Raw genomic sequence first — 19,953 nt, forward strand, 5'->3', positions numbered from 1 at the left:
TGGTCAGCGACGGAAAATGCCCTCACAAGGGGAAGGGTCGGACAGAAATCCTTACGGTTCCGTAGGTTTCGGGCCCGTAATCTCCACTGAATCTGTACGACCCGATTACCCCTGGCGTCCGGTCACACGACGTCACCGGGGCGACGCCTTCTCCTCCCCGGCCGGCGTCCGTGCGACGGATTCCGTCCCTTCCGCCGTCCCACCGGACCGCTCCGCGTGACCGGCCCTGACCAGGGCGAGCACCAGCGCGCCCGCCGCCGTCCCGACGAAGCCGGCCGTCACGAGCGCCGAGTCGAGCCCCGACGCGAACGCGGCCCGCAGCGCGTGTTCCGGGAACGTCCCGCGCAGCGCCCCGGCCCCGCCGCCGGCCAGCGTGTGCGCCGCGTCATCCGGGAGCGTGTCCCGCATCCGCGAGGTGAGTACGGTCCCCGACACGGCGACGCCGAGTGCATACCCCAACTGGCGTACGGTATTCACGGCGCCGCCCGCCATGCCGGCGCGCTCGGCCGGCACCGCCGCGAGGGCCGCCCCCGCGATCCCGGGCGCCACCAGACCCGTGCCGACGCCCACCAGGACGAGCCCCGGCACCAGTGTCGTCCAGTCCGAACCGGCGCCGAGGACGGCCTGGCAGAAGCAGCCCGTGCCGATCAGCAGCAGCCCGCCGCCGATGGTCAGCCGGGCCGGCACCCCGTGCAACAGCTTCCCGGCGAGGACCGACACCACGACCGCCGCCCCCGTCAACGGCAGCAGCGTAAGACCGCCGCGCACCGGGCTCATCCCCAGCAGCGTCTGCAGCCAGATCGACAGATACGGCATCCCGCCGAACGCCACCCCGTTGAAGGCGAGCGCCCCCGCCATCACCCCCACGAAGGCGGGCTTGCGCAGCAGCGCCAGGTCGAGCAGCGGATGCGCCACCCGCCGCTCCACCAGCACGAAGCAGACCAGCGCGAGGGCCGCGACCGCGAACGACCCGAGCGTCACCGACGCACCCCAGCCGTCCTCGCCGGCCCGCACCACCGCATACGTCACCCCGCCCGCGAACCCCGCGAACGCGACCGTCCCCAGCCAGTCGATCCGCATCCCGCGCGGCCCCCTTGACTCCGGCACCACCTGCAGCGTCAGCCACACCGCGACCACGCTCACCGGCAGGTTCACGAAGAAGATCCACCGCCAGCCCGGCCCCTCGGTGAGCACCCCGCCCAGCACCGGCCCGACCGCCGCGGCCCCACCGCTGACCGCACCCCACACCCCGAGCGCCACCGACCGCTGCCGCCCCTGATAGACGGAACCGAGCAACGGCAACGTCGTGGCGAGCATCGCCGCCGCCCCCACCCCCTGCACGGCCCGAGCGGCCACGAGCGCACCCGGCCCGCCCGCCAGCCCGCACAACAACGACGCCGCCGCGAACAGCACGACACCCACCACATGCACCCGCCGCCGCCCCAGAATGTCGGCGGCGGCACCGACTCCCAACAACAGCGCGGCCAATGCCAGCGCGTACCCGTCGACCACCCACTGCAGATCACTCAACGACGCGTGCAACGACCGCGCCATGTCCGGCAGCGCGACGACCACGATCGTCACGTCCAGCAACAACATGAACGTGCCCAGGCACACCGCCGTGAGCGGCCCCCATGTACGCATGTCCTCAACTCCCCTGTCCGGGTTGTGCAGTTCTCCGTACGATGGGCTCCGTCCGGACGATCAACGCGGAGTCGGACACCTCACCGCAGGAATCCGACAGGAGCAGCCATGCTGGAGATGGAATCCGACATCCTCGACCAGCTCGACCTGCAACTGCTGACCGCGCTGGAGCTCAACGGCCGGGCCTCCTTCAGCCGCCTCGGCGCCGTCCTCGGTGTCTCCGACCAGACGATCGCCCGCCGCTTCCGCCGGCTCACCGCCGAGGCCGGTCTGAGGGTCGTCGCGATCAGGGACCCCGAACTCCTGGGCCAGGACCAGTGGATGCTCCGCCTGCGCAGCGCCCCCGACAACGCCCTCAACATCGCCGACGCGCTCGCCAAACGCCCCGACACCGCCTGGATCGGCCTCGCGTCCGGCGGCACCGAGATCGTCTGCCTGACCCGCCCCCGCAGCCCCGGCGACTACGACGACCTCCTGCTCGGCAAACTCCCGCGCACCCCCAGCGTCCTCGACATCCGCGCCCACCAACTGCTCCACCGCTTCTACGGCGGCCCGACGGGTTGGCTGCGCCGCTTCAAGGTGCTCGCCGACGACCAGATCGCCGCCCTCCTCCCCGAACCGGCGTCCGCGCCCGGCCCCGCCCGCATCGAGCCGGAGGACGAGGCCCTGATCGCCGTCCTCGAACGCGACGGCCGCGCCACCTACCCCGAACTCCAGCGCGCCACCGGGCGCTCCGAGTCCGCCGTCAAACGCCGACTCGCCGCACTGATCGGGTCCGGGGCGGTGTACATCGACGTCGAGTACGACTCGGAGGTGTTCGGGTACGCGCGTGCGGCGGTTCTGTGGATCACGGCGACCCCGGCCGCGCTGCACTCGGTCGGCGAGGCGCTGGCCGCGCACGACGAGGTCGCGTACGCCTCCGCGACGGCCGGCCCGTCCAACATCGTCGTGACCGCGGTCGTGAAGGACACGGCGGGACTGTACGACTACCTCAGTGGGCCTTTGGGGCGCCTTGACGGGATCCGGCATGTGGAGGCGAGCCCGTTCCTGCGCCGGGTCAAACAGCTGACGTATCGGACGCTCCCGCTCAACTCGCCCTCCCTCAAAGTAAGTTCAAGATAAATCATGCGCAAAACCAAGCACCCGGAGATGGGAATCACAGTGTTCGGCGATCGAATGTGGCTCGTCCAAACCGATGCCGCAGGGATTTCCCGAAAGATCCTTTGGAAATAGTCTTCGGAAGTCCTTCCGGTGAACCCCGTGAAGGGAATATCGAATTGAAGACCCAAAACGCTCACCGCAGGTCGCTGGGTCGCCGCAGGAAGGTGGTCATGGCCTTAGCCGCGGCGACGACCCTCCTCGGCGGCGCGATGTACGCCAACGCGAACGCCGCGTCCGTCACACCCGACCCGTCCACCAGCGCGTCCCCGACCACCCCCGGATCCGCGTCCCCGACCACTCCCGGATCGACGTCCCCGACGAACCCTGGATCCACCTCCCCGTCCACGCCGATATCCGCGTCCGCCCCCGAGCCCACGGGCACGGCCGGCACGGGCTCGTCCGTCTCGGACGTGGTCGACGCCGCCAACGCGTTCCTGAAGACCCTGGACGACGACCAACAGGCCGACGTACTCCTCGACTTCACGCAGGCCAACGCCGTCGCCTGGTCGAACGAGGCGTGCGGTGCGGACTGCCGGGTCGGCATCGAACTCAGCACGCTCAGCGACACCCAGCTCACCGCCGCCAAGGCGGTGGTCGAGGCGGCCACGGGCACCGGGACCGACACCGGCTACGACCAGATCAGCCAGATCCTGGCGGCCGACGACGTCCTCGGCGAGACCGACAGCAGCTACGGCAGCGGCAACTACTACCTCGCCTTCCTGGGCACCCCGAGCACCTCCGGCACCTGGCAACTGCACTTCGGCGGCGACCAGTTGGCCGTCAACCTCACCTACAAGGACGGGGAGGTCGTGGGCACCACCCCGTACTTCGCCGGAGTGGAACCCGCGACCTGGACCGACGACGGCACCACCTACGCACCCCTCTCCGGGATGCACGACGGGATGGAGTCGATGCTCGAAGGCCTGAGCGACGACGAACTGTCGGAGGCGAAGCTCTCCGACTCCACCACCGACGTGGTGCTCGGCCCGGACGAGGACGGCGACTTCCCCGACACCAAGGAGGGCCTCGCGGTCAGCGAACTGACCGACGACCAGCAGCAGTTGGTGCTCGACGCCATCACGCCGTGGGTCGAGGCCGCGGACGACACGACCGCCGCGTCCACCCTGAGCACCTACAAGTCCGAGCTCGACGACACCTACATCTCGTACTCCGGCACCACCGCACTGGACACCGCGGACGACTACGTCCGCATCGACGGACCCGGCGTCTGGATCGAGTTCTCGGTCAAGGACGGCGCGATCGACACCAGCCAGCTCAACTACAGCTCCGTGTACCGCGATCACGACACCGATTACGGAGGAGAGTTCTCGTTCTCCTGAACCGCCCGCCGATGACATGACGGGTGGCGCTGCTTCCGGCAGCGCCGCCCGCTGTCGCGCATTTCTACGCGGCCGGTCGAGGAATTCATCGCGGGCGGTATTCGTGAAAGTGCTGTCCACCTGATTCACCCGCTTTTCGCGGAGTGCGAAGAAGCCGCGGCTGACGTTTTCCGTAATGACAAACCGGGACTACGGTCCGTGCCGGTGCAACCGATCCCCGCCCGCCAGAATCGCCGCCGCCAACGCATCCGCGGCCTCCTGCGCCGAAACCCGCCGCCGTCCGTGCACCAGCACGAAGTCGACCTCGCCCAGCTCCGGCAACCCCGCCCGCTCGGGCATCCGCACCAGCCCTGGCGGCACCAGCCCTCGCGAATGGGCCATCACCCCCAGTCCCGCCCGGGCCGCGGCGATCAGCCCGTTCAGGCTCCCGCTCGTGCACGCGATGCGCCACGCCCGCCCCTGCCGCTCCAGCGCCTCCAGCGCGAGCGCCCGTGTGATGCCGGGCGGCGGATAGACGATCAGCGGCACCGGACGGTCCGCGTCCAGGCGGAGCCGTTCCGCGCCGATCCACACGAGCTTGTCGTGCCAGACCAGTTCGCCCCGCGGGTCCTCGGCGCGACGCTTCGCCAGCACCAGGTCCAGCTTCCCGGCGGCCAGTTGCTCGTGCAGCGTGCCGGACAGCTCGACCGTCAGCTCCAGGTCCACCTCGGGATGGTCGGAGCGGAAGCCCTCCAGGATCTCGGGCAGCCGGGTGAGGACGAAGTCCTCGGACGCGCCGAAGCGCAGGCGGCCGCGCAACCGGGTGCCGGTGAAGAACGCCGACGCCTGTTCCTGGACCTCCAGGATGCGGCGCGCGAAGCCGAGCATCGCCTCGCCGTCCTCCGTCAGCTCCACGGAGTGGGTGTCCCGGGTGAACAGCTGCCGTCCCGTCGCGTCCTCCAGCCGCCGCACGTGCTGGCTCACCGTGGACTGGCGCAGCCCGAGCCGGCGGGCGGCCTGCGTGAAGCTCAGGGTCTGGGACACCGCGAGGAAGGTTCGCAGGTGGGAGAGGTCGTACATGGCATACACGGTAGCCGGTTATCGCGAAACGTGATGGCAGTCAGAGCGGTATGACGGATTCCCGATCAAGAGTCCGGAGAGGAGGATGGGGAGGGCACGAGTCCGCGCCGCACGACGGACCGGACGTACAGCGAGACGCGCGAGACAGTGGAGCACAGTGAAACGCCTGCGATGGCCGAGTCGGATGCCGGTCGACCCCTACATCCTGCTGATCCTCGGGACGGTGGGCCTCGCCGCACTCCTCCCCGCGAGGGGCACCGGCGCCGACGTCGCCTCGGGCGCCTCCACGGCCGCGATCGCCTTCCTCTTCTTCCTCTACGGCGCCCGCCTGTCGACACGTGAGGCACTGGACGGGCTCAAGCACTGGCGGCTGCACACCACCGTCCTGGCCTGCACCTTCGTCGTCTTCCCGCTGCTGGGCCTGGCCGCCCGGGGACTCGTCCCGGTGATCCTGGCCCACCCCCTCTACCAAGGGCTGCTGTTCCTCACCCTCGTCCCGTCGACCGTCCAGTCGTCGATCGCGTTCACCTCGATCGCGCGCGGCAACGTGCCCGCCGCGATCTGCGCGGGCTCCTTCTCCTCGCTCGCCGGCATCGTCATCACCCCGCTGCTCGCGGCGGCGCTGCTCGGCAGCAACGCCGGTGGTTTCTCCGCCGATTCACTCCTCAAGATCGTGCTGCAACTCCTGGTGCCGTTCCTGGCGGGGCAGTTGCTGCGGCGCTGGATCGGCGGGTTCATCACCCGGCACAAGAAGATCCTCGGCTACGTCGACCGCGGCTCGATCCTGCTCGTCGTCTACACCGCGTTCAGCGAGGGCATGGTCCAGGGCATCTGGCACCAGGTCAGCGCGATCCGCCTCGCCGGACTGCTCGCCGTCGAGGCCGTCGTGCTCGCCGTGATGCTCGCCCTGACCTGGTACGGCGGCAAGGCGCTGCGCTTCGACCGGGAGGACCGGATCGCCATCCAGTTCGCCGGCTCGAAGAAGTCCCTCGCGTCCGGACTGCCCATGGCCAGCGTCCTGTTCGGCGCCCACGCCTCGCTGGCCGTGCTGCCGCTGATGCTCTTCCACCAGATGCAGTTGATGGTGTGCGCGGTCATCGCCAAGCGCCGCGCCCGCGATCCACTGCCCGAGGTCACCGAGCCGGCGGCCCCAACCGCAGGGTCACGAACCGCGGTCGGTACAGCGACACGTTCCGGCTGAGGTTCAGCGCGGCCGAAGTGGCCGTCGCGTCCAGCCAGTTGACGTCGTAACTGAGGACGAGCCGGTCGTCGTCGCCCAACTCCGTGTGCACCTGCGGGTTGTACGCGGCGACCTGTCCCGGCGGCAGCGGCGGGCTGAAACTCCTCGTCGGGCCGTGCCACGGGCCGGTGGGCGAACAGGCCCAGTACGAGGTGACGGTGGTGAGCCCCCGGCTGCCCGCGGCCATCGTGAACAGGACGTAGGTCCCGCCGTCCCGCACCACCGAGAACGCGCTGCCCACGCCCGTGTGTTGGCCGTCCCCGAGCACCGGCCGCGGCCCGGCGACGGCCGTCCACGCCGAGCCGTCCCAGTACTCCCAGGCACCCGGTTCCCCGAGCCGCCCCTCCGGCACCCGCGCCACATACGCCGAGGAGGTCGGCCGGGCCGCGGCCTGCGCGTCGTTCCCGCCGAAGACGTACGTCCACCCGCCCACCGCGACCATCGTCGTCCCGAACTGCACACGCCGGGACGGGTCCTGGACCAACTCCTGGCCGAAGACCTTCACGATCGACTCCACCCGCAGATCCGGCAGCGACAGCGTGGCGACCTCGGTCGCGACCGGAACGCCGTAGATCCACGGGTACGACCCCGCTGTCCGCGTCCACAGCAGCACCCGTACGACCGACTCGGGCGAGCCGGGGGAGCGGGGCTCGACGCGGGCCGCGACCGGCCAACGCCACTCGTTCGGGGCCGGGTCGGGGAACAGCGGGGCGGGGAGCGTGAGTTGGGGCCGGCCGTCGCGCATCACCACCGCCGAGTTGCGCACCAGCGGCGCGCTGGTGTCCCGCCAGGCGTACGACTCGCCGACCGGGTTGGGCGGGGCGTACACCTGGCCGAGGTAGGTGTCGGAGAACAGCCACAGCACCCGGCCGTCCGGCAGCCGCACCGAGTGGGTGCCGTCGCCGCCGGTCCAGTCGTCGGCGCGGGACTCGTCGTCGCCGTACGCGGCGAAGGAGTCGGTGAGCTTCGCGTCCGGCGACCAGGAGCTCACCGTACGGGCCGTGCACGCGGCGCCGCCCTCCCGGTCGTGGTGCCTGGGGAGGGCGGTGAGCAGCACGGCGGCGAGAACCAGGGTCAGCAGCAGGCCGACCCCGGCTCCCCTCCGCTGTCGTGCTCGTCGGTCCTCGGGCACGCCCGGGACGTTAGTGGCTGCCGCTCACATGGTCCATGGGCAGCCACAGCACGGTCCCGGCGGGGGACGGGTGCTGCGCGGCCAGTTCGTCGTCCGTCAACAGCCGGTCCCAGACGTGGACTTCGTCGATCGACCCGGTGAGGTACTGCATGCTGTCCATGCGTTGGCCGACGTGCACACCGAACGGCGAGTTGCGGCTCACCGAGCCCACGATGTCCGCGGTGCTCACCGTCGTGCCGTCGACGGACAGCGTCAACTGCCCACCGCCGCGCCGCAGTACGGCCTGGTGCCACTGGCCGTCGTTGTAGGCGCCGGCGGTCACCACGGAGGTGGTGTGGACGGTCGTCGCGCCGACCCGGGTGGTGATCAGCGCCCGGACGTGGTTGCCCGCGGGCTCGCCACGCAGCCAGACCTGCGGTTCGGTGGTGCCGACCCCGCCCATCCACAGGAACGGCTGATCACCGGTCGTGGCGGTGTAGCGGAACCAGAGCGACACCGTGAAGTCCTTTGTCCCCAGCGGGAGTCGGTCGCTGTACGGCAGGCGCACGGCGTCGTCCACACCGTCGAAGGACAGGGCTCCGCCGGACACGCCGTCGGTCTCCTGAGCGCCGCCGAGCACCAACGCGCGCTTGGCGTAAGGGGCGAGGTCGGCGGTCGTGGGGTCCGGGCCCCGACGTGGTTGCAGCCAGGCCTCGTTGAAGCGGGCGAAGCGGATCTCGTCGGTCGCGGTCACGGCGCCGCCCTCGTAGAGCAGACCCACCGTGTCGCCGTCGATGCGCGCCATGTCCGAGTAGCCCGACCAGTCCTTCGTCACGACCGTGCCGCGGTCCACGCTGTCCCAGGTGCGGCCGCCGTCGTAGGAGGAGCGGATCATCATCGTGCGGCGGCGGTCGGGGTCGGCGTCGCAGGCCAGCAGGATGCGGGAGCCGACGCCGAGCGTCGAGCACTGGACCTGCGGCGCGTACAGGTCGGGCAGGGCGCGGAAGGGCGCGGTGAAGCTGTCGCCGCCGTCCCGGCTGACCGCCTGGGTGCGCTGCCCGAGGTCGGTGCCGTCCTGCTCGCGGCCGCTCACCAGGATCGAACCGTCGGTGCGCTCGGTCAGCGTCACCTCGGACGGCTTCTGCCGCCAGGTCCCGTCGGTCGCGATCGGATACGAGTCGGTCGCACCGATCTTCCAGTGGTCGCCGCCGTCGTCGCTCACGATCAGCGCCGCGTTGTTCGCGGTGACCCGACTCCCGTCCCAGGTCTCGGTGTTGACACCGAACACGAGCCGGCCCTTGTGCCGGCCGCGGGTGAGCTGGATGCCGTGCACGGGCCCTGTGGCGTACCAGGAGTTCCAGTTCGGAGGCAGGATCTCGTCGCTCAGGTCACGCGGCTGCGACCAGGTGAGACCGTCGTCGTCGCTGTACTGCAGGTGCGGGGTGCGGTCGCAGGGGACCGAGCAACTGGCGCTGTCCGTACGGCCCGTGTTGTACGTCTCGGCGAGCAGGATGCGGCCCGTCCTGCGGTCCACGATCGGTGCCGGGTTGCCGTGCGTGTCGCCGCCGCTGTGGTTGACGACCTGCAACGGGCTCCAGGTGAGGCCGTCGTCCGTGGAACGCTTGACGACGATGTCGATGTCGGCGGCGTCACCGCAGTTGAGGACCCGGCCCTCGGCGAACGCGAGCAGGGTGCCGTCCTTGGTCTTCACCATGGCCGGGATCCGGAAGCAGGCGTAGCCCGCGTCCTGAGGAGCCTTGAAGAGGACCTGCTGGTCGAACTCGGGTGTGGGGGAGGTGGTTTGGGCGGTGGCGTGCGCATGGCTCGGGAGCATGAGCAGCGCGGCCAGGGTGAGTGCGGCGGTGAGGGTGGATCTCAGACGTGCGCGAAGACTCGACGGCATGGTGGTGCTACCTGCCCTTCATTCGTCTGGACATCCGGACATCCCACGTCCAACGGGCGCGTCACAGACGTTAGTTGGGGCCTCCGGTGCCTCACAAGAAGCGTGCAGTGCCCGTCGCCCCATAACTTCGCAACGCCGGGCGGGCCGTGAGCGATCGTCAGGTTCGGCGGGGTGTCTCAGGGGCGCAGCACGACCTTGCCCAGGTTGCTCCGCGACTCGATCACCTCGTGCGCCTTCGCCGCCTCCGCCAGCGCGAACTCCCCGTACAGGGACGGTTTCAGGGCGCCTTCCGCGAACAGCCGCCACAGCTCCTGCCGCCACCGCTCGTACAGCTCCGGCTTCCCGCGCGCGATCCGCGCCATCTGGAACCCGATCACGGACTTGGCGCCCACGAGAAGGTCGTACGCCTGGATCGTCCCGCCACCCGAGCTGTACGCCACGAGCCGCCCGTCCGGGGCGAGTGCCGCCAGGGCCGGGGTGAGCAACTCGCCGCCCGCCGCGTCGAGTACGTAGTCGACGGGGTCGCCCCAGCCCGGCCGGTCCAGGTGGTCGTAGGTGATCACCTCGTCGGCGCCCAGCGCGCGCACGAAGTCGCCCTTCGCCGGATCGGACACCGCGCCCACGACCCGCCCGGCACCCCGCGCCCTCGCCAACTGCACGGCCAGATGGCCGACTCCGCTCGCAGCGGCCGTGATCAGCACGGCCTCGCCGGGTTCGGGTCGGGCCGCGTCCAGCGCGCCCAGGGCCACCAGTCCGCTGCGGACGAGCGCGACCGCGTCGACGGCGGAGGCGGTGTCGGGGATGGCGGAGGCCATGCCCTCGTGGAGGACGGCGAAGTCGGCGTACCCGTGCCCGAAGCAGAGCCCGGTCACCCGCTCGCCCGCCCGGAAACGGGTCACGTCCTGTCCTACGGCGACCACCTCACCCGCGATCTCGCCGCCGAGCGGGATCGGCTCGGCCGCCTCGGTGACCTTGCGGACGACGGGCAGGGTGACCCCGATCGCCTCGGTGTGGACGAGGAGTTCGCCGGGGCCCGGTACGGGGACAGGGACCTCCTCCAGGAACAGCGGGCCGCCGGTGGACTCGTACCGGACGCGACGCATCGCACCTCCAGGGATTGTCAGGGAGCGTCAGAGATCAGCGGGGAGCAGTGAGATCGGCGAGGATCGTTGGGAGTCCCCATGATATTCACGATTTCATTGGGAAGTCCAACGACTTTTCGCTAGGCTGGCCGCATGGCCGAAGCACCCCTCCCCGCGATCCGCTCCCTCCCCAGCTGGCTCCTCGGCCGGGCAGCCGCCCGGGGCCGGGCCCTTGTCGCCGACGCCCTGGCGGCAGAGGGGCTGAAGATGTGGCACCACGTGGTGCTCTCCGCCGTCCGCGACCTCGCGCCGGTCGCCCAGGCCGACCTCGGCCGCGGTGTCGGACTCGACCCCAAGGATCTGGTCGGCGTGCTGAACGACCTCCAGTCCGCCCGCATGGTCGTACGGGAGCCGGACGCGAAGGACCGCCGTAAGAACGCGGTGTCGCTCACGACCGAGGGCGCGCGGCTGCTGAAGCGGTGCGAGAAGGCGGCCCGCGCGGCCAACGAGCAGCTCCTCGCCCCGCTGTCGGAGGCCGAACGGGACCAGTTCATGGGCCTGTTGATCCGGATTTCCGGTACGGACGGCTGACGGGGGCTAACGTTCCGTCATGACCCCACCGCAGACTCCCGAACCCCGGCTCGCCCTCGACCGCGAGCGCACCGCCCTGGTCCTCGTCGACCTGATGGACCGCATCGTCGCGCTGCCGCTCGAACCGTACAAGGGAACCGAAGTCCTCGCCGTGGCCGAGGAGTTGGCTGCCGCCTTCCGCTCCGCCGGTGCGCTCGTCGTGCTGATCCGGGTCGAACGTCCCGGCATCACCGAGCAGCCCGCCGGCAGTGGACTCGCCGACGGGCTGCTGCGGGAAGGGGACCTGGAGGTCGTGAAGCGGACGATCGGGGGCTTCCAGGGCACGGGACTTGAGGAGCGGCTGCGTGAACGGGGCGTCGACACCCTGGTGTTCGGCGGGATCGCCACCAACCTCGGCGTGGAGTCCACCGCGCGTGCCGCCGGCGACCTCGGCCACCAACTCGTCTTCGTCGAGGACGCGATGAGTGCGCTCACCGCGGCCGAGCACCACGCGTCGGTCAAGCTGGACTTTCCGCGACTGGGGTCGGTGGTGACGGCGGCGGAGGTGCGTTTTGGGGCGGGCGACTGAGGCGGGCTTCGCGCCGGGCTGCTGACGCGGGCTTCAAGTCGGTTGGCCGACCGGGTGGTTGACGCCGGGGCGGAGCGGTCAGACGAGGACCGTGCCGCCGTCCACGACCACCGTCGAGCCGGTCGTATAGCCGCCGCGCATCAGATACAGATACGCCTCGGCGATGTCCTCCGGCTCGCCGATCCGGCCGACCGGCAGCGACCCGGCGGCGGACTCGAACAGTCCGTCCCGGAGTTGGGTGTCCAACTCCCGCCACAGCTCGGTGCGGACCACACCGGGTGCGACCACATTGACCCGCAGCGGGGCCAGTTCCAGGGCCAGCGCCCGGGTCAGCGACTCCATCGCCCCGCACAGCGCGGCGGCGACGGTCGTGCCCGGCAGCGGCCTGCGTCCGGCGGTGCCCGTGGTCAGGACCACGGAACCGCCCTCCCGGATCGACGGGGCGCCGTACTTCACCGCCGTGTAGGCGCCCCACAGCCGGGTGTCCAGGAAGGCGCGGGCCCGCCCGAGGTCGGACTCGGCGAGGCTCTCCATCAGCAGCGCCTCACCTGCCGTGTAGACCAGATGGTCGTAGCCACCGAGCCCCGCGAAGAAGGCCCGCACCGCGTCCTCGTCGCTCGCGTCGAGCACCTGCCCCTCGGCGTCCTCCGGGAGCCGTTTCAGCGCCGCGTCCACGCTCTCCTGCCGGCGCGAGGCGACGACCACCCGGGCGCCCTCCCGTGCGGCCGCCTCCGCGACCGCGAACCCGATTCCCGCCGTACCGCCGATGACGATGATCCGCTGTCCTCGCAGTCCCATGTCCTGCCCCTCTCGGGTTGTGCGCGTTGCTGTGACGCCACCCAGCCTGCGGCCGTCGCCGCCCCGCCGTCCAAGACCTCTTTCGACGGTGGCGATACCCTGAAGGCATCGCCGACGGCGCACGGAAGGGCGGCACCCATGGACCTCGACCTGCGCAAGGTCCGCTACTTCGTGGCGGTGGCCGAGCTGCTGCACTTCGGGCGCGCGGCCGAGCAGTTGCACATCGCGCAGCCCGTGTTGAGCCGTCAGATCCGGGCCCTGGAAAAGGACTTGGACACCACGCTCTTCGAACGTGACAGCCATGGAGTGACGTTGACGGCGGCCGGGCGCCAACTCCTGGACGACGGGCGTGCGTTGCTCGCCTCGGCGAACGCGACGCGTCGTAGGGTGCAGCGGTCCGCGCGGGGCCCGCACCGGCTCGTCGTCGGCTTCCGCGCGGGCGTCGTGATCACCCACACGCTGCGTGCCTACGGCGCCGCCCACCCCGGCATCGAGGTCAAGGCCCGCCGGGTCGAATGGGACGACCAGGAGCAGCTGATCCTCGACGGCACCGTCGACCTCGCCTATCTGCGTCGCCCGATCCGCGAGCAGGGCCTCATGCTGCTGCCGCTGTTCACCGAGGCCCGGGTGGCGATGCTGCCCGCCGACCACCGCCTCGCCGGCAAGCCGGACCTCGTGCGGGCCGACCTCGACGGCGAGACCTGGCTGCGGTACGCCGACCCCGGCCCGGACGACGTGCCGATCCGCAGCATCGAGGAGAAGTTCGAGGCCGTGGCCTCCGGCGCGGGCATCACCCTCGTCCCCGTCTCGGTCGCCGAGCAGTACTCCCGCCCCGACATCACCTACGTCCCGGTGACCGACGCCGAACCCGACGAGGTGATCCTGGCCTGGGAGGCGGCCCGCCGGTCATCCTTGATCGCGGCGTTCGTGGAGACCGCGCAGGCCGCGCGGGGCTGAGGGCGCGGTCCTTGCGGGGGCCGTGAGCGAGGGCGAGGCTGAGGCTGAGGCGGGGCCCCTGCGGCGCAGGGGGCGCTCCCCGCCGGTCGGGGCCCCGCCGCCGTGACGCGGGGCGCGGATCTCAGCCCTGGGCGGCCGCGGCCCGCAGGGCGATGCGGTCCTCGCCCGCGTACACGTTCATGTTGCTGCCCCGCAGGAAGCCCACCAGGGTCAGACCCGTCTCCGCCGCCAGGTCCACGGCGAGCGACGAGGGCGCGGACACCGCCGCCAGCATCGGGATCCCGGCCATCACGGCCTTCTGCGCCAGCTCGAAGGAGGCCCGGCCCGACACCAGCAGGATCACCCGGGACAGCGGGAGGTCCCCGTTCTGCAGGGCACGGCCCACCAGCTTGTCGACCGCGTTGTGCCGGCCCACGTCCTCCCGTACGTCCAGCAGCTCGCCCTCCTCGCTGAACAGGGCCGCCGCGTGCAGACCCCCGGTCCGGTCGAAGACCCGCTGGGCCGCGCGCAGCCGGTCGGGGAGGCCCGCGAGCAGCGAGGGCTCGACACGGACCGGGGGAGTGTCGGCGATGGGCCAGCGCGCCGTCGTACGGACCGCGTCCAGGCTCGCCTTGCCGCACAGACCGCAGGACGACGTCGTATACACGTTCCGCTCCAGCGTGATGTCCGGAATCACCACGTCCGGAGCGGTCCGTACGTCCACCACGTTGTACGAGTTCGAACCGTCTACGGTCGCCCCCGCGCAGTACACGATGTTCTGCAGATCGTATGCGTTAGCCAGTACACCTTCGCTGACCAGGAACCCGGCGGCGAGCGCGAAGTCGTCGCCGGGGGTGCGCATGGTGATCGCGAGCGGCTTGCCGTTGAGCCTGATCTCCAGGGGTTCCTCGGCGACGAGCGTGTCCGGGCGGCTGGTGACCACGCCGTCCCGGATCCGGGTCACCTTGCGTCGTTCCGTGACTCGTCCCATGTCCTGATCAGCCCCGGTTCTGTACGTGCTGGTGGCCGAAAGGCCCTTGCTGCGGAGGGTGCCGCGGGTCACCGGGCCGTCGTGCGGCGAGGTGACCTTCTCGCTCTCATTGTCCTGCATGTGCGGAGTGAGCTCACGGCCCACTCGGGTCTCCTCATGCGGCACTCCTCAGCGCGAGCAGGTCCGAGATGGCGTGCACGGTGCGGAGGGTGGGCACCTCGACGCCGGTGATCTCCGCCAACTCGACCACCGCGGCGAGGAGTACGTCGAGTTCGAGTGGCTTGCCGCGCTCCAGGTCCTGGAGCGTCGAGGTGCGGTGATCGCCGACGCGTTCCGCGCCCGCGAGCCGCCGTTCGATGGAGACACCGACCTCGCAGCCCAGTGCCTCGGCGACGGAGAGCGTCTCGGTCATCATGATCTCGATGACCTTGCGGGTACCGCCGTGCAGACACATCTGCCGCATGGTGGCGCGGGCCAGCGCGCTGATCGGGTTGAAGGAGATGTTGCCGAGCAGCTTGAGCCAGATGTCGTTGCGCAGATCCGGCTCCACCGGGCACTTCAGACCGCCCGCCTGCATGGCCTCACTCAGCGCCAGACAGCGCGCCGAGATGCTGCGATCGGGCTCGCCGACGGAGAAGCGGGTGCCTTCGAGATGACGCACAACTCCCGGTCCCGCCAGCTCCGTTGCCGCGTAGACCACACAGCCGACGGCCCGTTCGGGCGCGAGCACCGCACTGACCGCGCCGTCCGGGTCCACACTCTCGATGCGCTGCCCGTCGTAGGGGCCGCCGTGCGCGTGGAAGTACCACCAGGGGATGCCGTTCTGGGCGGCCACGACCGCCGTGGTCTCGTGCAGCAGAGGCTCGATCAGCGGCCCGCACGCCGCGTACGAGTTGGCCTTGAGGCCGAGGAGGACGAAGTCGACCGGGCCGATCTCGGCCGAGTCGTCCGTGGCATGGGCGTGGGCGGTGAAGTCGCCGCGCGGGCTGAGGACCTGGACGCCGTGCTGCCTCATGGCCGCGAGGTGCGGTCCACGGGCGACGAGATGCACATCGGCGCCCGCACGGTGCAGCGCGGCGCCGACATAGGCACCGATCGCACCGGCGCCGAGGACTGCGACTCTCACTGGAGACTCTCCGTTCGGTCGAGGGAGTACCGCGGAGGTGGGTGCCGCCCGGACATCGCCGGGCGGATCCCTGGTCGAACAGTGTCGACGAAATATTGTCTACAGTATGGAAGATGGGTCGGCAAGGGTTCGGACAGGGACTGTGCGGTTCGGACGGGGACTGTGCGCTGTGCCCCTGATCGTGCTGTATCCCTGAGCCCGCGGCCCGGGCCGCGCTAGCGTCGGGTCCATGATCGTATGGCTCAACGGCACCCACGGCGCGGGCAAGACGACGACCAGTCCGCTCGTGCAGGAACTGCTCCCGGATTCACGGGTGTTCGACGCCGAGAAGGTCGGCGAGACGCTCATGGACATCACGCCGGGACTGCCCGCGACGGACAACTTCCAGCACTGGCCGCCATGGCGGCCGCTCGTCGTCGAGACCGCCCGCCACGTGCTCGACTACACCGGCGGCACGCTGGTGATCCCCATGACGGTCCTCGTGGAGCAGTACTGGCGCGAGATCAGCGCGGGCCTCGCCCAACACGCCATCCCCGTACGGCACTTCGTCCTTCACGCCGACCAGGACACCCTCCGCGGGCGCATCGCGGGTGACACTGTCCTCGGCCCCGACTCCCCGTTCCGTCTGCGATACCTGGAGCCCTACGCCGAAGCGGCCCGCACCTGGCTGCACCGCGAGGCCGAGGTCGTCGACACCACACATCTCACACCCGCCGAGGCCGCCCGGCGGATCGCGGAGTCCGTCCAGGGCTGAGGCCGGCCCGCCACACGAGAACAGGCCCGGGAGAGGGGCGAGTTCAGGCGCGCGGACCGGTGCGGGAACGGGAGTCGGAACTCCGCGGCGACCGTTCGGCGCACTCTGCATACCGCTCATCGCATACGGTCGACGCGCCGCCTTCTCAACTCCCCTGCCACTCCCTACCGTCCGGGATCATGAGTCCCCCAGTCGCACCCCCGGCGTGGAGCCGCTGGCTGGTTCCGCCCGCCGCCCTCTCGGTACACCTCTCCATCGGCCAGGCCTACGCCTGGAGCGTCTTCAAGCCGCCGCTCGAATCCTCACTGAACCTCAGCGGCACACAGAGCGCCCTGCCCTTCCAGCTCGCGATCGTCATGCTCGGCCTGTCGGCCGCGTTCGGCGGCACCCTCGTCGAACGCAACGGGCCGCGCTGGGCGATGACCGTCGCCCTCGTCTGCTTCTCCTCCGGCTTCCTGATATCCGCGCTCGGCGCGGAGACGAAACAGTTCTGGCTGATCGTCCTCGGCTACGGCTTCGTCGGCGGGATCGGCCTCGGCATCGGCTACATCTCACCGGTCTCGACCCTGATCAAGTGGTTCCCGGACCGCCCCGGCATGGCCACCGGCATCGCCATCATGGGCTTCGGCGGCGGCGCGCTCATCGCCTCCCCGTGGTCGGCCCAGATGCTCAAGTCGTTCGGCTCCGACAACACCGGCATCGCCCAGTCGTTCCTCGTACTCGGTCTTTCGTATGCGGTATTCATGACACTCGGCGTGTTCCTTGTGCGGGTTCCGCGCACCGATGACCACAAGGACACAGCGAACGCGCCCAGCGTCCTCTCCGGCGTGCAGGTCTCGGCCAACAGCGCCGTACGCACCCCGCAGTTCTGGTGCCTGTGGGTCGTCCTGTGCATGAACGTGACCGCGGGCATCGGCATCCTGGAGAAGGCCGCCCCGATGATCACGGACTTCTTCGCGGACACCTCCACACCCGTCACGGTGTCGGCCGCCGCCGGCTTCGTCGCGCTGCTCTCCGCGGCCAACATGGCGGGCCGTATCGGCTGGTCCTCGACCTCCGACCTGATCGGCCGCAAGAACATCTACCGCGTCTACCTCGGCGTCGGAGCGGTCATGTACGCGCTCATCGCACTGTTCGGCGACTCCTCGAAGCCGCTGTTCATCCTGTGCGCGCTGGTGATCCTCTCCTTCTACGGCGGCGGTTTCGCGACCGTGCCCGCCTACCTGAAGGACCTCTTCGGGACCTACCAGGTCGGCGCGATCCACGGCCGGCTGCTCACCGCCTGGTCCCTGGCCGGTGTCCTCGGACCGCTGATCGTGAACTGGATCGCCGACCACCAGAAGGCCGCCGGCAAGCACGGCGCGTCCCTCTACGACACGTCCTTCATCATCATGATCGGGCTGCTCGTCATCGGCTTCGTCGCCAACGAACTCGTCCGCCCCGTCGACGCCCGTCACCACATTCCCGCCCAGAGGGAGGCCGCCGATGTCGAACGACAGCAGTCAGAGTCCGCCTGACCGACGGCCGCTCATCGCCTTCGCCTGGCTCTGGGTGGGCGCGCCCCTTGTGTACGGCCTGTACGAACTCGTCCTCAAGGCGAAGCAGCTGTTCACCGGCTGAATGTTCGGGCGACACCGTCAATCACAGGATGGATGACAGAAGCCGACAACCTGGACGGTTGTTTCCTGTGGCATCACCTGCCGTCGTACCCGCGAGTCACTGGCAAGACTGGTGGATCCCGCTACCCAAGGCAACGAGGGGGACCACCCATGAACGGCACGCGGATCGCCGCCGTCGGCCACTACCAGCCCGCCAAGGTACTCACCAACGAGGACCTGGCGGGCATGGTCGACACGAGTCACGAGTGGATCACCTCCCGGGTGGGCATCCAGACGCGACACATCGCAGGGCCCGACGAACCCGTGGACGAGCTGGCCGCGCACGCCGCCGCCAAGGCCCTCGCCGCCGCGGGCCTGACGCCCGGGGACATCGACCTGGTCCTCGTCGCCACCTCCACGGCCATCGACCGCTCCCCGAACATGGCCGCGCGCGTCGCCGCCCGCCTCGGCATCCCGTCGCCCGCCGCCATGGACGTCAACGTCGTGTGCGCCGGCTTCACGCACGCCCTGGCCACCGCCGACCACGCCGTCCGCGCGGGAGCGGCCACCCGGGCCCTGGTCATCGGCGCCGACAAGATGTCCGAGGTCACCGACTGGAGCGACCGTACGACCTGTGTCCTCGTCGGCGACGGAGCGGGCGCCGCCGTGGTCGAGGCCGCCGACGAACCCGGCATTGGACCGGTCCTGTGGGGCTCTGTGCCCGAGATGGGGCACGCGGTACGGATCGAGGGCACGCCCCCGCGGTTCGCGCAGGAGGGCCAGAGCGTCTACCGCTGGGCCACCACCCAGCTCCCGCCGATCGCCCGCAAGGCCTGCGAGAAGGCGGGCCTGACCCCCGCCGACCTCGCCGGCGTCGTCCTCCACCAGGCGAACCTGCGCATCATCGAGCCCCTCGCGGAGAAGATCGGCGCCGTCAACGCGGTCGTCGCCCGCGACGTCGTCCAATCGGGCAACACCTCGGCCGCCAGCATCCCGCTCGCGTTCTCGAAACTCGTCGAACAAGGTGCCGTCCGCACCGGCGACCCCGTCCTGCTGTTCGGCTTCGGCGGGAACCTGTCGTACGCCGGCCAGGTCGTCCGGTGCCCGTGACCTGCGCACCCGCCACGATGCGCCCCCGGATGTGACGAGGCCGACTCCCGCACCCTCTGGCTACCGTGCGCCGTAGACTGTAGACGATAGACAATCAATACTTGGTCGTACGGCCACGCACGGCGACTGTCCGCTGGCTACTGTCCACTGTCTGCAAAGTGCCGATGTTGCCCAGGAGGGGGACCGCGATGTTGTCGCAAGGACTGCCGCAGGGGGCGGTGCCCAAACTCGAACGCCCGGGCCCGCTGCGCGACCGCGTCTACGAGGCGCTCCTCGAACTCATCACCACGCGCGCCCTGCGGCCCGGCCAGCATCTCGTCGAGAGCGAACTCGCCGGGCACCTGGGCGTGTCCCGGCAGCCGGTGCGCGAGGCGCTGCAACGGCTCAACACCGAGGGCTGGGTCGATCTGCGGCCCGCCCAGGGCGCGTTCGTGCACGAGCCGACGGAGGAGGAGGCCGACCAACTCCTCACCGTACGGACGCTGTTGGAGGCCGAGGCCGCCCGGCTCGCCGCCGTCAACGCGGGCAGCACCGGGATCGCCGTCCTGGAGGAGCTGTGCGCGGAGGGCGAGCGCGCCGTCGACGCCGACGACGTGGACGCCGCCGTCGCCATGAACGCCCGCTTCCACGCGAAGGTCATGGAGCTGGCCGGCAACGCCGTCCTCGCCGAACTCGCCGCGCAGGTCGACCGCAGGGTCCGCTGGTACTACACGCCGGTGGCTCGTCAGCGCGGCCTGACGTCCTGGATCGAGCACCGCACCCTGATCGACGCGATCACCGCCCGCGACGAGCTGCGCGCCGGCTTGCTGATGCGCGAACACACCGAGCACACCCGGCGTTCGTATCACGAGCGCGCCAAGTCCTGAGCCCCACAAGCCTCCTGACGCACCGACAGACATGAAGGCGATGGCCCTCCCGCCGGGGAGGGCCACCAGGTAGGT

At 70.5% G+C, this 19,953-nt stretch carries 19 protein-coding genes; 11 read left to right on the forward strand and 8 right to left on the reverse strand.

Annotated elements, in window-relative coordinates; translation table 11 throughout:
* Positions 1-132: 132 nt before the first annotated feature.
* Positions 133-1,644 (reverse strand): MFS transporter, encoded by a 1,512-nt coding sequence (locus OG496_RS44865; RefSeq protein ID WP_405974942.1) that lies wholly within the window; start codon positions 1,642-1,644, stop codon positions 133-135.
* Positions 1,645-1,752: 108 nt separating this feature from the next.
* Between OG496_RS44865 and OG496_RS44870 the strand changes: the two genes are divergently transcribed.
* Both OG496_RS44870 and OG496_RS44875 read left to right on the forward strand, forming a co-directional pair.
* Positions 1,753-2,766 (forward strand): Lrp/AsnC family transcriptional regulator, encoded by a 1,014-nt coding sequence (locus OG496_RS44870; RefSeq protein ID WP_405974943.1) that lies wholly within the window; start codon positions 1,753-1,755, stop codon positions 2,764-2,766.
* A gap of 209 nt (positions 2,767-2,975) precedes the next feature.
* Complete coding sequence (locus OG496_RS44875; protein ID WP_405974944.1) at positions 2,976-4,145, forward strand: DUF3500 domain-containing protein; 1,170 nt, start codon at positions 2,976-2,978, stop codon at positions 4,143-4,145.
* A 189-nt stretch (positions 4,146-4,334) separates the two neighbouring features.
* Here the strand turns inward: OG496_RS44875 and OG496_RS44880 are convergent, their stop codons facing one another.
* Positions 4,335-5,204: a LysR substrate-binding domain-containing protein gene (locus tag OG496_RS44880; RefSeq protein ID WP_405974945.1), complete on the reverse strand. Its 870-nt coding sequence runs from the start codon at positions 5,202-5,204 to the stop codon at positions 4,335-4,337.
* A 184-nt stretch (positions 5,205-5,388) separates the two neighbouring features.
* Between OG496_RS44880 and OG496_RS44885 the strand changes: the two genes are divergently transcribed.
* Positions 5,389-6,405: a bile acid:sodium symporter family protein gene (locus OG496_RS44885; protein ID WP_405974946.1), complete on the forward strand. Its 1,017-nt coding sequence runs from the start codon at positions 5,389-5,391 to the stop codon at positions 6,403-6,405.
* Here the strand turns inward: OG496_RS44885 and OG496_RS44890 are convergent.
* The 3 genes from OG496_RS44890 to OG496_RS44900 all read right to left on the reverse strand — a co-directional run bounded on the left by OG496_RS44890 (position 6,338) and on the right by OG496_RS44900 (position 10,561).
* Positions 6,338-7,576 (reverse strand): DUF4185 domain-containing protein, encoded by a 1,239-nt coding sequence (locus OG496_RS44890; protein WP_405974947.1) that lies wholly within the window; start codon positions 7,574-7,576, stop codon positions 6,338-6,340. The two genes, OG496_RS44885 and OG496_RS44890, sit on opposite strands and share 68 nt — an antisense overlap.
* A 10-nt stretch (positions 7,577-7,586) precedes the next feature.
* Positions 7,587-9,458: an exo-alpha-sialidase gene (locus tag OG496_RS44895; protein WP_405974948.1), complete on the reverse strand. Its 1,872-nt coding sequence runs from the start codon at positions 9,456-9,458 to the stop codon at positions 7,587-7,589.
* Between the two features lie 176 nt (positions 9,459-9,634).
* Positions 9,635-10,561, reverse strand: a complete 927-nt coding sequence (locus OG496_RS44900) for a zinc-binding alcohol dehydrogenase family protein (protein ID WP_405974949.1) — start codon at positions 10,559-10,561, stop codon at positions 9,635-9,637.
* Between the two features lie 132 nt (positions 10,562-10,693).
* On the opposite strand from OG496_RS44900, the gene OG496_RS44905 reads away from it, so the two are divergent.
* Together OG496_RS44905 and OG496_RS44910 are read left to right on the forward strand one after the other, a co-directional pair.
* The gene (locus OG496_RS44905; protein WP_405974950.1) at positions 10,694-11,131 is read left to right on the forward strand and encodes a MarR family winged helix-turn-helix transcriptional regulator; all 438 of its coding nucleotides are present in this window, start codon (positions 10,694-10,696) and stop codon (positions 11,129-11,131) included.
* 19 nt (positions 11,132-11,150) lie between these two features.
* Complete coding sequence (locus tag OG496_RS44910) at positions 11,151-11,699, forward strand: isochorismatase family protein (RefSeq protein WP_405974951.1); 549 nt, start codon at positions 11,151-11,153, stop codon at positions 11,697-11,699.
* Between the two features lie 78 nt (positions 11,700-11,777).
* Here OG496_RS44910 and OG496_RS44915 read toward each other — a convergent pair whose 3' ends face one another.
* Positions 11,778-12,497 carry an SDR family oxidoreductase gene (locus tag OG496_RS44915; RefSeq protein ID WP_405974952.1) on the reverse strand — a complete coding sequence of 240 codons (720 nt, stop codon included), beginning with the start codon at positions 12,495-12,497 and terminating at the stop codon, positions 11,778-11,780.
* A gap of 138 nt (positions 12,498-12,635) precedes the next feature.
* On the opposite strand from OG496_RS44915, the gene OG496_RS44920 reads away from it, so the two are divergent.
* Positions 12,636-13,454, forward strand: coding sequence for a LysR family transcriptional regulator (locus OG496_RS44920; protein WP_405974953.1), 819 nt, complete (start codon positions 12,636-12,638; stop codon positions 13,452-13,454).
* 121 nt (positions 13,455-13,575) lie between these two features.
* Here OG496_RS44920 and fdhD read toward each other — a convergent pair whose 3' ends face one another.
* Both fdhD and OG496_RS44930 read right to left on the reverse strand, forming a co-directional pair.
* The gene (gene fdhD, locus OG496_RS44925; RefSeq protein WP_366493920.1) at positions 13,576-14,424 is read right to left on the reverse strand and encodes a formate dehydrogenase accessory sulfurtransferase FdhD; all 849 of its coding nucleotides are present in this window, start codon (positions 14,422-14,424) and stop codon (positions 13,576-13,578) included.
* A gap of 154 nt (positions 14,425-14,578) precedes the next feature.
* On the reverse strand, positions 14,579-15,550 hold the full coding sequence (locus OG496_RS44930) for a 2-dehydropantoate 2-reductase (RefSeq protein WP_405974954.1): 972 nt from the start codon (positions 15,548-15,550) through the stop codon (positions 14,579-14,581).
* Between the two features lie 229 nt (positions 15,551-15,779).
* Here OG496_RS44930 and OG496_RS44935 point away from each other — a divergent pair, with 229 nt between their 5' ends.
* The 5 genes from OG496_RS44935 (at position 15,780) to OG496_RS44955 (ending at position 19,878) form a co-directional block, all read left to right on the forward strand.
* On the forward strand, positions 15,780-16,304 hold the full coding sequence (locus tag OG496_RS44935; RefSeq protein WP_405974955.1) for an ATP-binding protein: 525 nt from the start codon (positions 15,780-15,782) through the stop codon (positions 16,302-16,304).
* Positions 16,305-16,483: 179 nt separating this feature from the next.
* A complete protein-coding gene (locus OG496_RS44940; RefSeq protein WP_399389372.1) occupies positions 16,484-17,821 on the forward strand; it encodes an OFA family MFS transporter in 1,338 nt (445 codons plus the stop codon).
* Positions 17,790-17,924: a hypothetical protein gene (locus OG496_RS44945; RefSeq protein WP_019065011.1), complete on the forward strand. Its 135-nt coding sequence runs from the start codon at positions 17,790-17,792 to the stop codon at positions 17,922-17,924. Before OG496_RS44940 ends, OG496_RS44945 begins: the two co-directional genes overlap by 32 nt.
* 149 nt (positions 17,925-18,073) lie before the next feature.
* Positions 18,074-19,012, forward strand: a complete 939-nt coding sequence (locus OG496_RS44950) for a beta-ketoacyl-ACP synthase III (protein ID WP_366493641.1) — start codon at positions 18,074-18,076, stop codon at positions 19,010-19,012.
* A gap of 188 nt (positions 19,013-19,200) precedes the next feature.
* Positions 19,201-19,878: a GntR family transcriptional regulator gene (locus tag OG496_RS44955; protein ID WP_327400113.1), complete on the forward strand. Its 678-nt coding sequence runs from the start codon at positions 19,201-19,203 to the stop codon at positions 19,876-19,878.
* Positions 19,879-19,953: the final 75 nt, after the last annotated feature.

This window comes from Streptomyces sp. NBC_00988 (assembly GCF_045162645.1).
Taxonomy (GTDB): Bacteria; Actinomycetota; Actinomycetes; order Streptomycetales; family Streptomycetaceae; genus Streptomyces.

Excerpts from the sequence above, each read along its gene's own strand:
- OG496_RS44865 (WP_405974942.1), bottom strand. The coding sequence starts at position 1,644 with ATGCGTACATGGGGGCCGCTCACGGCGGTGTGCCTGGGCACGTTCATG.
- OG496_RS44870 (WP_405974943.1), top strand. The coding sequence starts at position 1,753 with ATGCTGGAGATGGAATCCGACATCCTCGACCAGCTCGACCTGCAACTG.
- OG496_RS44875 (WP_405974944.1), top strand. The coding sequence starts at position 2,976 with ATGGCCTTAGCCGCGGCGACGACCCTCCTCGGCGGCGCGATGTACGCC.
- OG496_RS44880 (WP_405974945.1), bottom strand. The coding sequence starts at position 5,204 with ATGTACGACCTCTCCCACCTGCGAACCTTCCTCGCGGTGTCCCAGACC.
- OG496_RS44885 (WP_405974946.1), top strand. The coding sequence starts at position 5,389 with ATGCCGGTCGACCCCTACATCCTGCTGATCCTCGGGACGGTGGGCCTC.
- OG496_RS44895 (WP_405974948.1), bottom strand. The coding sequence starts at position 9,458 with ATGCCGTCGAGTCTTCGCGCACGTCTGAGATCCACCCTCACCGCCGCA.
- OG496_RS44900 (WP_405974949.1), bottom strand. The coding sequence starts at position 10,561 with ATGCGTCGCGTCCGGTACGAGTCCACCGGCGGCCCGCTGTTCCTGGAG.
- OG496_RS44905 (WP_405974950.1), top strand. The coding sequence starts at position 10,694 with ATGGCCGAAGCACCCCTCCCCGCGATCCGCTCCCTCCCCAGCTGGCTC.
- OG496_RS44910 (WP_405974951.1), top strand. The coding sequence starts at position 11,151 with ATGACCCCACCGCAGACTCCCGAACCCCGGCTCGCCCTCGACCGCGAG.
- OG496_RS44915 (WP_405974952.1), bottom strand. The coding sequence starts at position 12,497 with ATGGGACTGCGAGGACAGCGGATCATCGTCATCGGCGGTACGGCGGGA.
- OG496_RS44920 (WP_405974953.1), top strand. The coding sequence starts at position 12,636 with ATGGACCTCGACCTGCGCAAGGTCCGCTACTTCGTGGCGGTGGCCGAG.
- fdhD (WP_366493920.1), bottom strand. The coding sequence starts at position 14,424 with ATGGGACGAGTCACGGAACGACGCAAGGTGACCCGGATCCGGGACGGC.
- OG496_RS44935 (WP_405974955.1), top strand. The coding sequence starts at position 15,780 with ATGATCGTATGGCTCAACGGCACCCACGGCGCGGGCAAGACGACGACC.
- OG496_RS44940 (WP_399389372.1), top strand. The coding sequence starts at position 16,484 with ATGAGTCCCCCAGTCGCACCCCCGGCGTGGAGCCGCTGGCTGGTTCCG.
- OG496_RS44945 (WP_019065011.1), top strand. The coding sequence starts at position 17,790 with ATGTCGAACGACAGCAGTCAGAGTCCGCCTGACCGACGGCCGCTCATC.
- OG496_RS44950 (WP_366493641.1), top strand. The coding sequence starts at position 18,074 with ATGAACGGCACGCGGATCGCCGCCGTCGGCCACTACCAGCCCGCCAAG.
- OG496_RS44955 (WP_327400113.1), top strand. The coding sequence starts at position 19,201 with ATGTTGTCGCAAGGACTGCCGCAGGGGGCGGTGCCCAAACTCGAACGC.